The organism is Streptomyces sp. ICC4, assembly GCF_003287915.1.
GTDB classification, from domain to species: domain Bacteria; phylum Actinomycetota; class Actinomycetes; order Streptomycetales; family Streptomycetaceae; genus Streptomyces; species Streptomyces tritrimontium.
In genome coordinates this window covers 6,979,575-6,993,501 of record NZ_CP030286.1, presented here as the reverse complement: position 1 = coordinate 6,993,501, position 13,927 = coordinate 6,979,575, and the positions used below count along the sequence as shown (strand labels likewise).

11 protein-coding genes and 1 pseudogene are annotated in these 13,927 nt (G+C 72.1%); 4 read left to right on the top strand and 8 right to left on the bottom strand.

The window, feature by feature from the left end; translation table 11 throughout:
- Positions 1-65: 65 nt before the first annotated feature.
- Positions 66-1,100 carry a sugar ABC transporter permease gene (locus tag DRB89_RS32800; RefSeq protein WP_112452625.1) on the bottom strand — a complete coding sequence of 345 codons (1,035 nt, stop codon included), beginning with the start codon at positions 1,098-1,100 and terminating at the stop codon, positions 66-68.
- Between the two features lie 6 nt (positions 1,101-1,106).
- Complete coding sequence (locus DRB89_RS32795) at positions 1,107-2,381, bottom strand: extracellular solute-binding protein (protein WP_112452624.1); 1,275 nt, start codon at positions 2,379-2,381, stop codon at positions 1,107-1,109.
- 220 nt (positions 2,382-2,601) lie between these two features.
- On the opposite strand from DRB89_RS32795, the gene DRB89_RS32790 reads away from it, so the two are divergent.
- The 3 genes from DRB89_RS32790 to DRB89_RS32780 all read left to right on the top strand — a co-directional run bounded on the left by DRB89_RS32790 (position 2,602) and on the right by DRB89_RS32780 (position 6,363).
- A complete protein-coding gene (locus tag DRB89_RS32790) occupies positions 2,602-4,224 on the top strand; it encodes a glycoside hydrolase family 13 protein (RefSeq protein ID WP_112463530.1) in 1,623 nt (540 codons plus the stop codon).
- Between the two features lie 25 nt (positions 4,225-4,249).
- Positions 4,250-5,290 carry a LacI family DNA-binding transcriptional regulator gene (locus DRB89_RS32785; RefSeq protein WP_112454322.1) on the top strand — a complete coding sequence of 347 codons (1,041 nt, stop codon included), beginning with the start codon at positions 4,250-4,252 and terminating at the stop codon, positions 5,288-5,290.
- A gap of 167 nt (positions 5,291-5,457) precedes the next feature.
- A complete protein-coding gene (locus tag DRB89_RS32780; RefSeq protein ID WP_239516445.1) occupies positions 5,458-6,363 on the top strand; it encodes a phosphatase PAP2 family protein in 906 nt (301 codons plus the stop codon).
- On the opposite strand, the gene DRB89_RS32775 is transcribed toward DRB89_RS32780, so the two are convergent.
- Positions 6,270-6,824 (bottom strand): hypothetical protein, encoded by a 555-nt coding sequence (locus tag DRB89_RS32775; protein ID WP_112452679.1) that lies wholly within the window; start codon positions 6,822-6,824, stop codon positions 6,270-6,272. The two genes, DRB89_RS32780 and DRB89_RS32775, sit on opposite strands and share 94 nt — an antisense overlap.
- Positions 6,821-8,398, bottom strand: coding sequence for an amidohydrolase (locus DRB89_RS32770; RefSeq protein ID WP_239516895.1), 1,578 nt, complete (start codon positions 8,396-8,398; stop codon positions 6,821-6,823). The genes DRB89_RS32775 and DRB89_RS32770 overlap by 4 nt, the downstream gene beginning before the upstream one ends.
- On the opposite strand from DRB89_RS32770, the pseudogene DRB89_RS45175 reads away from it, so the two are divergent.
- Positions 8,372-8,539 (top strand): annotated as a pseudogene (locus DRB89_RS45175) (phosphoesterase); the annotation flags it as partial. The gene DRB89_RS32770 and the pseudogene DRB89_RS45175 sit on opposite strands and share 27 nt — an antisense overlap.
- Positions 8,540-9,301: 762 nt before the next feature.
- On the opposite strand, the gene wecB reads toward DRB89_RS45175, so the two are convergent.
- The 4 genes from wecB to DRB89_RS32750 are packed head-to-tail and all read right to left on the bottom strand — an operon-like array spanning position 9,302 to position 13,629.
- Positions 9,302-10,432 (bottom strand): UDP-N-acetylglucosamine 2-epimerase (non-hydrolyzing), encoded by a 1,131-nt coding sequence (gene wecB / locus DRB89_RS32765; protein ID WP_112451894.1) that lies wholly within the window; start codon positions 10,430-10,432, stop codon positions 9,302-9,304.
- 4 nt (positions 10,433-10,436) lie between these two features.
- Positions 10,437-11,693 (bottom strand): nucleotide sugar dehydrogenase, encoded by a 1,257-nt coding sequence (locus tag DRB89_RS32760; protein WP_112451893.1) that lies wholly within the window; start codon positions 11,691-11,693, stop codon positions 10,437-10,439.
- Positions 11,693-12,463 carry a WecB/TagA/CpsF family glycosyltransferase gene (locus DRB89_RS32755; protein WP_112451892.1) on the bottom strand — a complete coding sequence of 257 codons (771 nt, stop codon included), beginning with the start codon at positions 12,461-12,463 and terminating at the stop codon, positions 11,693-11,695. The genes DRB89_RS32760 and DRB89_RS32755 overlap by 1 nt, the downstream gene beginning before the upstream one ends.
- Positions 12,460-13,629, bottom strand: a complete 1,170-nt coding sequence (locus DRB89_RS32750; protein WP_112451891.1) for a hypothetical protein — start codon at positions 13,627-13,629, stop codon at positions 12,460-12,462. Before DRB89_RS32750 ends, DRB89_RS32755 begins: the two co-directional genes overlap by 4 nt.
- Positions 13,630-13,927: the final 298 nt, after the last annotated feature.

Genomic DNA, 13,927 nt, shown 5'->3' with positions numbered 1-13,927 from the left:
CTTCGTCGTGGAAGCCTTCGTGGAGGCCGCCTTCGCGGCAGCCTTCGTGGAGGTCGTCGTCACGGTCACCACACCTCTCCCTGCTTGCGCAGCGAGCGCCGGTAGACCAGCGCGAAGATCATGAGCAGCAGGAGGATCAGGACGCCCCAGGTAGCGGAGCCGGCGAAGTCGCGCGGGCTCGTCACGAACGCCTCGCGGAAGGCCTGGGTGACCAGGATCTCGGTGGAGTCGCCCGGTCCGCCCCGGGTGAGCAGGAAGATCACCGGGAACATGTTGAAGGTCCAGATGGTGGAGAGCAGGATCACCGTCATGCTGACCGCGCGCAGTCCCGGCAGGGTGATGTGGCGGAACCGCTGCCAGGGGGTGGCCCCGTCCATCTCGGCGGCTTCGTAGAGCTCGCCGGGGATGGACTGCATGCCGCCGAGCAGGGCGACCATCATGAAGGGGACGCCGAGCCAGACGTTGACGGCGATGACCGAGAGCTTGGCCCAGGTCGGGTCGTCGAGCCACGGGACGGCGGTGATGCCGCCGCCTTCGAGAAGCTTGTTGAGGATGCCGTTGTCGCGGTTGAAGAGGAACCGCCAGGCGAAGACGGAGACGAATCCGGGGACGGCCCAGGGCAGGATGAGTGCCATCCGGTAGGCGGCGCGTCCCTTGAACTCGCGGTTGAGCATGGTGGCGAGGGCGAGGCCGAGCGCGAAGGTGATCGACACGCAGGCGACGGTCCACAGGACCGTCCACACCAGCCGCTGCAGGAACACCGGGTCGGCGAGGACGGTGGCGTAGTTGTCGAGTCCGACGAATTGGTACGTCGCCTCGATGTGGTTGGCGCCGATCGTACGGCCGACATTGCGCTCGGTGGCGTCGGTCAGCGACAGGTAGACGCCGCGGACGAGCGGCCAGCCGATGATCACGCCGAGGACGAGCACGACCGGGGCGACCATGGCCCAGGCGTACCAGTGGGTGGCGAGCGCGCGCCTGAGTCCAGGGCGGTTCCCGTTGTCAGTCCTGCGGCTCCGGCCGCGGGCGGCGGTGTCGGCGTCAGGACCGACCTCGCTGCCCGCGGCCTTCGCCACCGACTGGCTGGTGTGAGCAGCCATGTTTCGTTACTTCCAGCCCTTGAGGATCTTGCGGAATTCGGCGCCGGACGCCTTGGCCGCGTCCTCCGGGCTCGTCGCCCCGGTGATGGCCTTGGTGTATTCGACCTTGAGCGGCTCGAAGAGGGAGCCGTTCTCCGGGATCCAGGCGCGCTCGACGGCCTTGTCGACGGCCGGCTTGAAGAACTGGACCATCTCGCTGGACTTGACGTCGGGCTGCTCGTAGGCGGCGGTCCGGGTCGGGAGCAGGCTCAGCTCCTTGGCGGACTGGACCTGCACCTCCTGCGAGGTCATGTAGTCGACGAAGGCCTGCGCGGCGGTGATGTTCTTGGAGCCCGCGTAGACGGCGAGGTCGTGGCCGCCCTGCGGGGCGCCCGCCTTGACGGAGCCGGCCGGGACGGCGGCGATGCCGAGGTTGGCCTTGTCCTTGAACTGGTCGCCCGCGTAGGTGTCGGCCACGGCCCAGGGGCCGTTGATCATCATGGCGGCCTCGCCCGACTTGAAGGCGGTCTGCATGTTGGTCCAGCCGTCGGTGGCGTTGGTGATCGCCGCGCCGGAGGCGACCAGGTCGCGGGCGGCCTTGAAGGCCTTGACGCCCGCCGGGTTGTCGACGGTGACCGTCTTGGTCTTCGCGTCGACGAGGTCGCCGCCCTCTCCGTAGATGAGCGGCAGGAACCAGTACGAGTCGTCGCCGCGCAGGTAGAGGCCGGCCTTGCCGGTCTTGGCCTTGATGGCGGCGGCGGCGGTCTTCAGCTCCTCCAGCGTCTTGGGGGGCTGGACGCCGGCGTCGGCGAGCATCTTCTTGTTGTAGAAGAGGCCCATGGTGTCGATGACCTGCGGGATGCCGTAGGTCTTGCCCTCGTACTTGCCGCTGGCCGCGGCCTGGGGCAGGAATTCGGCGTCGACCTTCTTGGCCGTGTCGGCCGGGACCTCGGCGAGGTAGCCGAGCGAGGCGAAGTCCGCGACCCAGCCGACGTCGGCACGGATCACGTCCGGGGCCTCGGAGCCGCTGCTGAAGGCGTTCTTGACCTTGTTCTGCGCGTCGCCGTAGGGGACGTTGACGTACTTGACGGTCACCTTGGGGTGCTTGGCGGTGAACGCCTCGGCGATCTTCTGGAAGGACGCCTTCTCGGCGTCGTTCGAGGTGTCCCACCACGTGACCGTGCCGGAGAGCTCCCCGCCGGCCTTGGCGCCGCCGTCCGCGTCCTTGGTGTCACCGCCGCAAGCCGTCGCCGCGAGCGCCAGAGCCGCGACCAGCGCGGTGGCCGCTATGCCACGCCGCATATGAACTCCTTCGATGATTCCGGCCGCGCCTCGCGGTCCCGAGTTGCCGAGAACGTAACAAGCCTGAAAGCCGTCCGAAAGAGCTTGCGGCAATTTTCTGCAAGAGACGCTGATCGTTACATCTGCGTGTCCGTACGGTTGCCGCAGCTTGCTGTTAGTTCGAACCGTCTTCGACTGTCCGGGCCCGCAACCAGCGGGCGCGTACTCGCGTTGACCCGATATGACCCATGAGTTGACGGCGAACCGGCTTGCAAGAGCTTCCAGCAACGCCACCGCGAGCGGCGGCTGGTGGCGCGATGCCGTCATCTACCAGGTGTACGTGCGCTCCTTCGCCGACAGCGACGGCGACGGCGTCGGGGACCTGCGCGGGGTCCGCGAGCGCCTCCCCCACCTGGCCCGGCTCGGGGTCGACGCGGTGTGGCTGACCCCCTTCTACGTCTCCCCCCAGGCGGACGGCGGCTACGACGTCGCCGACTACCGGGCCGTCGACCCGCTCTTCGGGGACCTCTCCGACGCCGACGCCCTCGTCCGCTCCGCCCACGCGCTGGGTCTGCGCGTCATCGTGGACGTGGTGCCGAACCACACCTCCGAGGAGCACCCCTGGTTCCGGGCGGCCCTGGCCGGCGCTCCCGGGGCCCGGGACCTCTACCACTTCCGCCCCGGGCGCGGCCCCGGCGGCGCCGCGCCGCCCAACGACTGGGAGTCCGTCTTCGGCGGGCCGGCCTGGACCCGGGTCGCCGACGGGGAGTGGTACCTGCACCTCTTCGCCCCCGAGCAGCCCGATCTGAACTGGGACCGCCCGGAGGTCGCCGAGGAGTTCTCCTCCGTCCTGCGGTTCTGGCTCGACCTCGGCGTCGACGGCTTCCGCGTCGACGTGGCCCACGGCATGGTCAAGGCCCCGGGGCTGCCGGACATCGGCCGCGGCGCACAGGCCACGCTGATCGGCACCGAGCCGCTCCCCTTCTTCGATCAGGACGGGGTCCACGAGATCCACCGCTCCTGGCGGCGGCTGCTCGACTCCTACGAGGGCCCGCGGATCGGGGTCGCCGAGGCCTGGGCGCCCACCTCGGAGCGGCTCGCGCTGTACGTCCGCCCCGACGAGCTGCACCAGGCCTTCAACTTCCGGTTCCTGAACTGCCCGTGGGACGCGGCGGCGATGCGGACCGTCGTAGACGAGTCGCTGGCCGCCGCCTCCTCGGTCGGTGCTCCGACGACGTGGGTGCTGTCGAACCATGACGTGGTGCGCCATGTGACCCGGTTCGGGGGCGGGGCGCGGGGGCTGGCCCGGGCGCGGGCGGCCGCGCTGCTGATGCTGGCGCTGCCCGGGTCGGCGTACGTCTACCAGGGCGAGGAGCTGGGCCTGCCCGAGGTCGTGGACCTCCCGGACTCCGTGCGCCAGGACCCGGCGTTCGCCAGGGGCGAGGGACAGGACGGGCTGCGCGACGGCGGCCGCGTACCGATCCCCTGGTCGGGTACGCGGGCCCCGTACGGGTTCGGTGACGGCGGAAGCTGGCTGCCGCAGCCCGCCGACTGGGCCGGGCTCAGCGTGGCCGCGCAGACCGGCGACCCGCACTCGACGCTGGAGCTGTACCGCGCCGCGCTGGAGCTGCGCCGCGCGCTGCCCGGCCTGGGCGCCCCGGACGCCGGGCCGCTGACCTGGCTGTCCTCGCCCGAGGGTGTCCTTCTCTTCACCCGGCCCGGCTTCGCCTGCACCCTCAACACCCGGCCGGCCGCCGTCGAACTCCCCTCCCCCGGACGGCCCGTCCTCTCCAGCTCTCCGGTGGAGGCGGACGGGCGGACCGTCCGGCTTCCCCCGGATTCGTGCACCTGGTGGGCTTTGTAGCGTGCGACCGGTACAGTCCAATCCCGTGACCGCACGGCTAGCCGACATCGCAGCCCAGGCGGGGGTCAGCGAAGCCACAGTCAGCCGCGTGCTCAACGGCAAGCCCGGTGTGGCCGCAGGCACCCGTGAATCCGTGCTGGCCGCCCTCGACGTGCTCGGTTACGAACGTCCCGTACGCCTGCGCCAGCGCAGCGCGGGGCTCGTCGGCCTGATAACGCCCGAGCTGGACAACCCCATCTTCCCGGCGCTCGCCCAGGTCATCGGCCAGGCGCTGACCCGGCAGGGGTACACGCCGGTGCTGGCCACGCAGACGCCCGGCGGGTCCACCGAGGACGAGCTGACCGAGATGCTGGTGGACCGCGGGGTCTCCGGGATCATCTTCGTCTCCGGGCTGCACGCGGACACCACGGCCGACATGGGCCGCTACGACCAACTCCGGGGGCAGGGCGTCCCGTACGTCCTCATCAACGGTTTCTCCGACAAGGTGCGGGCCCCCTTCGTCTCCCCCGACGACCGGGCCGCCATGCAGCTCGCGGTGACCCACCTGACGGCGCTCGGGCACACCCGGATCGGGCTGGCCGTGGGGCCCAAGCGGTTCGTCCCGGTGCTCCGCAAGATCGAGGGCTTCCGGCTGGGCATGAAGGAGCGGCTCGGGCTCGGCGAGGACGAGGTCGAGGAGCTCATCCAGCACTCCCTCTACACGCTGGAGGGCGGTCAGGCCGCCGCGGCCGCGCTCATCAAGCGGGGCTGCACGGCGGTGGTGTGCGCGAGCGACATGATGGCGCTCGGCGCGATCCGGGCCGCCCGGCAGCAGGGCCTCAGGGTCCCCCAGGACGTCTCGGTCGTGGGCTTCGACGACTCCCCGCTCATAGCGTTCACGGATCCGCCGCTGACCACGATCCGCCAGCCCGTGCAGGCCATGGGCCAGGCCGCGGTGCGGACCCTGCTGGAGGAGATCGGGGGGACGCCGGCGCCGCACAGCGAGTTCGTCTTCCTGCCCGAGCTGGTCGTCCGCGGTTCGACCGCGTCCGGGCCGCAGCAGGGCCGGGGCCCCGCGCGCTCCTGAGTGCAGGGCCGAGCCAGGCCGAGCCAGGCCGGGTCAGTCGGGGTCAGTCCGGGTCAGGTCCCTAGGGGCGCAAGGCCCCGGGTCGTCCGCGAGGTGGAGGGGCTGCGGCCAAGACCGTCCCAGGGGATGATCGGAGGCGAGTACGCCATCTGGCAGACTCTTTTCCTATGGGTGAAGCGAGCGTGAAGACACTGGATACCCGGACGGACGTCTCGTCACCCACCGTGACCGAGGAGCAGGACCGCCCGGCGTCGTCCGAGGGTGCCCTGCTCTCGCGGCTGCGCGCACCCCGCCGGCCCCGGATCTGGTTCGAGGTCCTGCTGATCGCGGTCAGCTACTGGACGTACTCGCTGATCCGCAACGCCGTGCCCGAGCAGAAGGCGGCCGCGCTCGCGAACGCCGACTGGATCTGGAAGGTGGAGGGCGCCCTCGGCATCGCCGTGGAGGAGAAGGTCAACCACGCCGTCAATGCGGTGACGTGGCTGATCGTGGGCATGAACTACTACTACGCCACCCTCCACTTCGTGATGACCATCGGTGTCCTGGTCTGGATCTACCGCTTTCATCCGGGGCGGTACGCGGCGACGCGGCTCGTCCTCTTCGCCACCACGGGCGTCGCCCTGGTCGGCTACTACTTCTACCCGCTCGCGCCGCCCCGGCTGATGAACGGGCAGAACTTCGTCGACACCGTGCTGGTGCACCACACCTGGGGCTCCATGGCCTCGGGCAACCTCAAGCACATGTCGAACCAGTACGCGGCCATGCCCTCCATGCACATAGGGTGGTCGCTCTGGTGCGGGCTGACGATCTTCGCGGTCGCCTCCGCCCCCTGGGCCCGGATCCTGGGCCTGCTCTACCCCGCGGCGACACTGGTCGTGATCGTGTCCACCGCCAACCACTTCTGGCTCGACGCCGTGGGCGGCATGCTCTGCCTCGCCTTCGGCTTCGCCGTCTCCCGCGCCTGGTACGGGTCCCTCCCTCACCGGCTGCCGCGCCGGCCCGAGGAGACGGGCCGCCACCCGGTGACGGCGGCCCTCCTGAACCATCCGGCGCTGGGCCGCTTCCGCAGCTGAGCCCCGCCGGGATCGATCCGCTCCAGGGCCCCGGCGAGGGTCCGTACGTAGGTCTCGTCGGCCAGGACGCGCACCCCGTCGTAGGGGTGGTCGAGGCGTTCTTCCGAGGCCAGGACGGTGCGCAGTACGGGCGCGGCAGCCGCGGCCGGGGCGCCGATCTCCCCGAGCAGGCGGACGGCCTCCCGCGTGGGCAGCGCCGGGTTGCCGGTCCAGGCGGGGTCCACGGCCGCGAGCAGTGCGAAGGTGGGGATGCTCGGGTCGTGGGTGTGCTCGCGCGCCGGCCGCAGGCCCGGCAGCAGTACGGGGAGCAGGTCCGCTGCGGGCATCGGGGCCAGGATGGGGGTCCAGGCGCCCCCGCTGGGCAGCCGGTCCTGCTTCGCGAGCTCCCGCAGGGTGGGCAGCGCCCGGGTGTCGCCCATCCCGGCGAGGGCGAGCGCGAGGGCCCGGATGGAGCCGCTCACCCCGACGCCGTCCGGTGGGTGATCCGGCCGCCCGACATCGTGAGCCGGACCGGGGCCTCGGCCAGCTCGTCCGCCGGAGCGTCCACCGGGTCCAGGCCGAGGGCCGTCAGGTCCGCCCGGAATCCGGCCGCGATCCGGCCCGCCACCCGTTCCTCCCCCGCCGCGAGCGCGGCGTGCGAGGTCATGCCCTCCAGGGCCATGAGCCCGGTCAGGGCCGCCCCGCGCCAGGCCGGCGTACCGGCCGAGGCCGCGCCGAGCGGGCTGCGGGCGACGGCCAGCACCCGGCGGGCGTCGTGGTGGGCGATCGGCCAGTCCGAGCCGAGGGCGAGCACCGCCCCGGCTTCGCGCAGGTCCCGGCAGCGCCAGGCGCGGCCGGCCCGCTCCTCCCCCAGCCGCTTGGACCACTCGTCGCCGTGGTCGGCCCGGGTGTAGGCGGTGTGCGGCGGCTGCATCGAGGCGATCACCCCGAGCTCCGCGAACCGCTTCAGCTGGTCGTCGGGGACCGTTTCGATGTGCTCGATGCGGTGCCGCATCCGGGCGCGGGGGCCCAGCGAGGCCACGGTGTCCAGGACGTGGCGGACCGCCGCGTCGCCGATGGCGTGGGTCGCAGTACGGACCCCGGCCGCGTCGAGGGACCGTACGGCGCGGGCGTAGGCCTCGGGGTCGGGCCAGAAGGCCTCGGTGCCCCGGCCGTGGCAGTCGGCGTGTTCGAGCCAGGCGGTGCCGCCCTCGACGGTGCCGTCCATGAAGAACTTCACGCCGGCGACCTGCCAGTGGCGGCCGCCGAGCAGCTGCGTCCCGATCAGCTCCTCCAGGTCGGCGTCGGTGGCGCCGGGCATGCACCAGGGGGAGAGCCGCAGCCGCAGCGGCAGGTCGTCCTCGTACTCGACGCCGGCGAGCAGCGCCGGTACGTCGCCGTCGCCGAGGTCCATGACGTGTGCGCCGGTCAGGCCGGTGGCGGCCATGTCGGACAGCAGCCGGCTGAGGCTCCCGCGGCGCTCCGCGTACGTGGGCTTCGGCGCCAGCGAGCCCACCAGGTCCATCGCGGCGTGCTCGATGAGGTGGCCGGTGGGCCGCCCGGCGCCGTCGCAGACGATCTCGGAGCGCTGGGCGAAGGTGCGCGGGCCGGTGACCCCGGCGGCGGCGAGGGCCGCGCCGGAGGCGAGGGCGGAGTGGCCGTCGTAGAGGCGCAGGAAGGCGGGGGCGCCGGCGACGGCGTCCTCGATCAGCGCCTTGTCCACGGGGCGGCCGCCGAAGGCGTTGTGGTCGAGGCCGTGGCCGAGGACCCAGCCGCCGGGGCCGCGGCCGGCCTCGCGCAGGGCGGCGCGGAGCTGGTCGAGGTCGGTGACGGCGGACAGGTCCGTGCCGGCGGCCATCTCGATGCCCCAGACGGGGTGGCTGTGGGCGTCGGTGAGGCCGGGGGTGAGCGTGGCGCCGGCGAGGTCGACGGTCTCGGTGCCGGGTCCGCGCCAGTCGCGGACGTCGGCCTCGTCGCCGACGGCGACGATCTCGCCGTCGAGGACGGCTACCGCGCGGGCCTCGGGGCGGGCCTGCCCGACGTCCGGCTCGTCCACGGCGGCGGCCGCGCCGGCCCCCGCCTGCTCGCCGCCGCCCTCGCGGGCCCGCTGACCCGCTCGCCGGTCCACGCCGCCACCCGGCTGCGGAGCCTGCGTGTCGGCGACATCCCGGCCGGCACCCCGCTCGCCTACGACGGCTGAGCCTGGTGGCGATCTTCTTCGTGGAGGCCCGCCGCCGGGGTTGTCGGCCTTGCGGCGGCGGGCCTCCACGAAGAAGGTCGCCACCAGGCTCAGTACGAAGCCCAGGGCCCCCGCCATGACCAGGTACTGGATCCGGGTCTTGGTCTGGGGCTCCGGCTTCTGAGGCGGGACGATCGTCGCCATGCGGATCATGGCCTCCGGTGCGACCGCCTGCTGGGACTGGAACTCCTGGAGCCGCTTCTCGGCGTAGGCGGTGAAGATCTGGTCCGACTTCAGGACGGCGGCCGGGTCGGTCCCCGTGACGCTCAGCCACATGAAGGGCCCCTGGGCGTTGTCGGCGATCTTCGCCTCGTACGTTCCGGTGAGGCCCTGGGACTTGAGGGCCGCCTTGGAGTCGTCGGAGTTGAGGTTGCGGGCGAGGCCGTCCGCCATTCCGGTGAGCGAGGCCTGGGTGCTCAGGAAGGGGTTGCCGTCGAAGGCCACCGTGGCCTTCTTCGAGTTCAGCAGCGTCACGGTGCTCTGCGACAGGTACTCCACCGGGACCATCAGGTACACGCCGGTGGTCAGCGCGGCCGTGAGCAGCAGTCCGGGCAGCAGTACGTACCAGCGCCTGCGCATGACCCGCCAGATCTCCGCGAGATCCATGGTGTTCCCCCTCGCGGCGGCGTCGTGTCGTGCACGCGCCGCCGCCCTGTTCTGTGCGGTGAATACGGTTGTCGATGTGGTGCGGTGTAGCGGCCTTGTGGTGGTGCCCGGGCGCTACGGCGCCGCGGGCGCCCCCGCCGGAACCGAGTCGGTGGGCCGCGGCCGGGTCGCCGAGGTTCCGCCGTCCAGCAGGACCCGCGCGATGCGCTCGCTCGCGCGGCCGTCCCAGAGCTCGGGGCAGCGGGGCGCGGGCGGATCGTCGAGCACCCGGTTCACCGTGGCGGTGATGCGCTCCGGATCGGTGCCCGCCAGGACGTTGGTGCCCTGCTCGACGGTGATGGGGCGCTCGGTGTTCTCCCGCAGGGTCACACAGGGCACCCCGAGGGCGGTGGTCTCCTCCTGGATGCCCCCGGAGTCGGTGAGCACCACCCTGGCCGAGTCCTGCAGGGCGATGAAGTCGAGGTAACCGGCGGCCGGCACGAGCCGGATGCCGCCGGGGACCCCGATCTCGGCGAGCCGCTCGGCCGCCCGTGGGTGCACGGGCAGCAGCAGCGGACAGCGCCCGGAGATCTCGCCCAGCGCCTTCAGGAGGCCGCGCAGGGCCTCGGGATCGTCCACGTTGGCCGGCCGGTGCAGGGTGACCAGCCCGTACCCGCCGCGGGTGAGCCCGTACCGGTCCAGGACGTCGGATTCCCTGGCCCGCTCCAGATTGGCGAACAGGGTGTCGATCATGACGTTGCCGACGACGTGGATCTGATCCTCCCGGTACCCCTCGGACCGCAGGTTCGCGGCCGCGTCGGGCGAGGGGGCCAGCAGGTAGTCGCTGACGCGGTCGGTGGCGACCCGGTTGACCTCCTCGGGCATGCTCCAGTCCCGGCTGCGCAGTCCGGCTTCCACGTGGGCCAGCAGCGGGCCGGCCTTCGCGGTCACCAGGGCGCAGGCGAGGGTGGAGTTGATGTCGCCGACCACCACGACGGCGTCCGGCGCCAGCTCCTCGACCAACGGCTCGAAGGCCGCCATCACCCGGCCGGTCTGCTGGGCGTGGCTGCCGGAGCCGGCCCCCAGGTACCGGTCGGGGGGACGGATGCCGAGGTCGCGGAAGAAGACGTCGTTCATGGAGTCGTCGTAGTGCTGGCCGGTGTGGACGAGGACGACCTCGGCGCCGCGGCGCTCCAGTGCGTCCATCACCGGTTTGATCTTCATGTAGTTGGGCCGTGCCCCGGCCACGCAGATGATCCTCGCCATGGTCTCAGAGCACCTCCACCTTGGGGCCGGACAGCCGGTTGCGGCAATCGAGGATCAAGGAGGCGTGCTCGGTGACCATCGCGTAGTCGAAGGCGTCGTGGTCCGTGAGCAGGACCACCACGTCGGCGGCGGCCAGCTCCTTCTTGGTCGGCTCGACCCGCGAGAGGCGCGCATCGGCCTTGATGCCCTCCACCACGTGCGGGTCGGCCGCGCGCACCTTGGCGCCCATGTCGAGGAGCAGCTGCGCCACGCGCACCGCCGGCGATTCCCGGGCGTCGCCGGTGTTCTTCTTGTACGCCAGCCCCAGGAGCAGGATCCGGGAGCCGTTGACCGAGCGGCGCTTGGCGTTGAGGGCGTCCATGACCCGGCGCGAGACGTACTCGGGCATGTGGCTGTTGATGTCGTTGGCCAGCTCGACGAAGCGGAAGTTCTGGCCGAGCTCGCGCTGCACCCGCCAGGACAGGTACGAGGGGTCGATCGGCAGGCAGTGGCCGCCGACCCCGGGGCCCGGGGTGAACTTCATGAAGCCGAACGGCTTGCTCGCCGCGGCCTCGATGGTCTGCCACACGTCGATGTCGAGGTGGCGGGCGAACATGGCTATCTCGTTGACCAGCGCGATGTTCACGTGCCGGAAGGTGTTCTCCAGCAGCTTCGCCAGCTCGGCCTCCTTGGGCGAGCGCACCGGCACCGTCGTGTCGACGAGGCCCGCGTAGAAGGTCTCGACGGCCTTGAGGGAGGCGGCGGTCACCCCGGAGACGACCTTGGGCGTCTGCTGGAAGCCCCAGACGGTGTTGCCGGGGTCGATGCGCTCCGGGCTGTAGCCCAGGTGGAAGTCGACGCCGGCGGTGAGTCCCGAGCCGTCCTCCAGGATCGGGCCGAACAGCTCCTCGGTGGTGCCCGGGTAGGTGGTGGACTCCAGCACGACGGTCGCGCCGGGCCGCAGGAAGCGGGCCAGGGTGCGCGCCGACTCCTCGATGTAGCGCAGGTCGGGGGCGCCGTCCTGCAGGGGGGTCGGGACCGTGACGACCGCGACGTCGAACCCGCCGCAGTCGCGGGCGAGTTCGCTGGCCTGGTAGGTGCCGAGCTCCAGGGCCCGGGCCAGCCGCTCGGAGGAGACGTCCTCCACGTACGACTCGCCGGCGGCCAGGCTCTTGACCCGCCGCGCGTCCACGTCGTAACCCACTACGTGGTGTCCGACCTCGGCTGCCCTGATGGCCAGCGGAAGGCCGACGTATCCCTGTCCCACGACGACGACACGCATCAGTGACTCCTGTTCGCGGAACCGGCAGACGGGGTGCGGCGGATGAGTTCCCGGACCGTCATGAGGAGGAAGGCCGCATTGGTGGTGAGGTAGCGCTTGCCGAGGCGGCGCGGCTCCTGGAGCGTGCGGTAGAACCACTCGAGTCCCATCCGCTGCCAGACGAGGGGCGCCCGCTTGGTGATCCCGGCCAGGATGTCGAAGGATCCGCCGACACCGTGCACCACGTGGGCGCCGGTGCGCTTGCCGAAGCCGGCGGTGAAGATCTCCTTCTTGGGCGAGGTCATGCCGAGGAACAGCAGCTTGGCCCCGCTCTCGGCGACGGCGTCGGCGATCGCGCCCTGCTCGGCGTCCTCGAAGTAGCCGTTGCGGCTGCCGGCCACGCGCAGCGCCGGGAACTGCTCGGAGATCCGGCGGAGCATCAGCTCCAGGACCTCATCCCGGGCGCCGAGCAGGTAGACGGGTACGTCCGCGCCCTCGGCGGCGGCCAGCAGGCGCATGAACAGGTCGATTCCGGCGACCCGTTCGGGCAGCCGGACGCCGAGTACGCGGCCGGCCCACACCACGGCCTGGCCGTCGGCCAGGACGAGGTCGCAGCCGCCGACCGCCGCGGCGAGGCGGGGGTCGCGGCGCATGTTGACCAGCTTGGCCGCGTTGACCATGCCGATCTCGATCTGTTCCCCGCGCCGCACGGCCTGGAGGCAGCGCCGTACGGTCTCGTCCATCGTCAGGGCGTCGAGCCCGATCCCGAAGAGGGTCCGTCTGTGGTTCATTTCCCGGGACCCCCGAGCCAGGCGTGGAGCAGCCAGCCGAACTCGTAGGGCCTGCACTCGCGGTCGACCGCCAGGGGGCGGAAGATCCGGTCGAGCGGCGCCAGCCGCGCCTGCGGGAGCACCCGGGTGGTCACTCCGCGGGCGGCGCGGACGGCCTTGACGGGGTCGCCCCGGTAGACCTTGCGCCAGGTGACCCCGAAGTCCTCGCGGATCATGGACTCGCGCGGGGTGCCGTCGGATCCGGCGATCTCGGGCACGTCCGTCATCCAGCGCAGACCCCGGCGGATCGCGGCGCCGAAGTCGGTGCCGCCCGCTTCGGCCAGGTCGAAGAGGGCGGTCGGGGCCATGGCGTGCTGGTGCACGCTGTAGACCGGGTAGCCCTCCACCACGCCGCCCGTGCGGGCGTCGTAGTGCCACCACCACTGTCCGCCGTCCCCCTGCAGGGCGCAGATGCGGGCGGCGCAGGCGTCGGCGGCCGCGAGGGCCACCGGATCCGAACCGCTCGCGTGGAGCCGGGCCAGCGCCTGGAGCGGATAGGTCTGGTCCGCGAAGCAGGCCACGTGGGAGCGGTAGCCGGGGACCAGCCCCCGCCCGGTGGCGTGCGCGAACAGCGGGCTGTCGCCCTGCCTGGCGGACAGCAGGCGGTCGCGGGCCGCCGAGAGGCGGTACTCCACGTCCACCTCGGTGCGGGCGGCGGCGAGCGCGGAGAGCACCCAGGCCGCTTCGACCGTGTACTGCGGCCGTCCGGCGACGTCCAGTACGGCCACGCGCGCGAGGGCGTCCGCCAGCTTCGGGTGCCCGGTCTCGGCCGCGGCCCAGGCGATGAGCGCGGCGTCGCCGAGGTTCGTCACGGCGGGCAGCCGGTCCACCAGCAGCGCCGTGAACTCCCCGGCGGTGAGCCCGCCGAACAGGGCGCGCTGCCGGTCCTCCGGAAGGTACCGCGCGCCGAGCGCGGTGATGGCCGCGTACCGGGTGCTGGTACCGCGCCGCTCAACACGGCGGGTGCCGTCGGGCGCGACCGTCCCCACCCGCGTGAACACGAAGGTCTCCGCGCCCCGGAGGTACATCTCGGGCAGCCCCGCCTCGGCCAGCGCGAGCAGCCGCTCGGCCAGCGCGTGCAGCGACGCGTCCTCGTCGGCAAGTGCTCCTAATCGTGTGGTGTTCATCGGGTCCCCACCCCGGATCCCTGTGTGCCGAGCACACCCCGTATGTCCGAGCTGTACGGCTCCAACACACCTACCCCCTCTGAATTGTTCCTCGGACAGACCCGGCGGTCGTCGTTCGGTGGAGGGGACGCGCATGACGGGGCACGTGCCCGCGGTGTGACCCCCCGATGGCACGAAACCGTCCGCGGCCGCCTTCTGGATCCCCCTCCAGTGGCGCCCCGGACCGGAGCTATCGCGGACGGCGGCGGCGGGCGGGCGCTGTGGCGCCGGCCGTCCCCTTGTCCTCGATGCCCTCGTC

What these genes read in the sequence shown, in the direction of transcription:
- DRB89_RS32800 (WP_112452625.1), bottom strand. Translation starts at nt 1,100, where the DNA reads ATGGCTGCTCACACCAGCCAGTCGGTGGCGAAGGCCGCGGGCAGCGAG.
- DRB89_RS32795 (WP_112452624.1), bottom strand. Translation starts at nt 2,381, where the DNA reads ATGCGGCGTGGCATAGCGGCCACCGCGCTGGTCGCGGCTCTGGCGCTC.
- DRB89_RS32790 (WP_112463530.1), top strand. Translation starts at nt 2,602, where the DNA reads ATGACCCATGAGTTGACGGCGAACCGGCTTGCAAGAGCTTCCAGCAAC.
- DRB89_RS32780 (WP_239516445.1), top strand. Translation starts at nt 5,458, where the DNA reads ATGGGTGAAGCGAGCGTGAAGACACTGGATACCCGGACGGACGTCTCG.
- wecB (WP_112451894.1), bottom strand. Translation starts at nt 10,432, where the DNA reads ATGGCGAGGATCATCTGCGTGGCCGGGGCACGGCCCAACTACATGAAG.
- DRB89_RS32760 (WP_112451893.1), bottom strand. Translation starts at nt 11,693, where the DNA reads ATGCGTGTCGTCGTCGTGGGACAGGGATACGTCGGCCTTCCGCTGGCC.
- DRB89_RS32755 (WP_112451892.1), bottom strand. Translation starts at nt 12,463, where the DNA reads ATGAACCACAGACGGACCCTCTTCGGGATCGGGCTCGACGCCCTGACG.
- DRB89_RS32750 (WP_112451891.1), bottom strand. Translation starts at nt 13,629, where the DNA reads ATGAACACCACACGATTAGGAGCACTTGCCGACGAGGACGCGTCGCTG.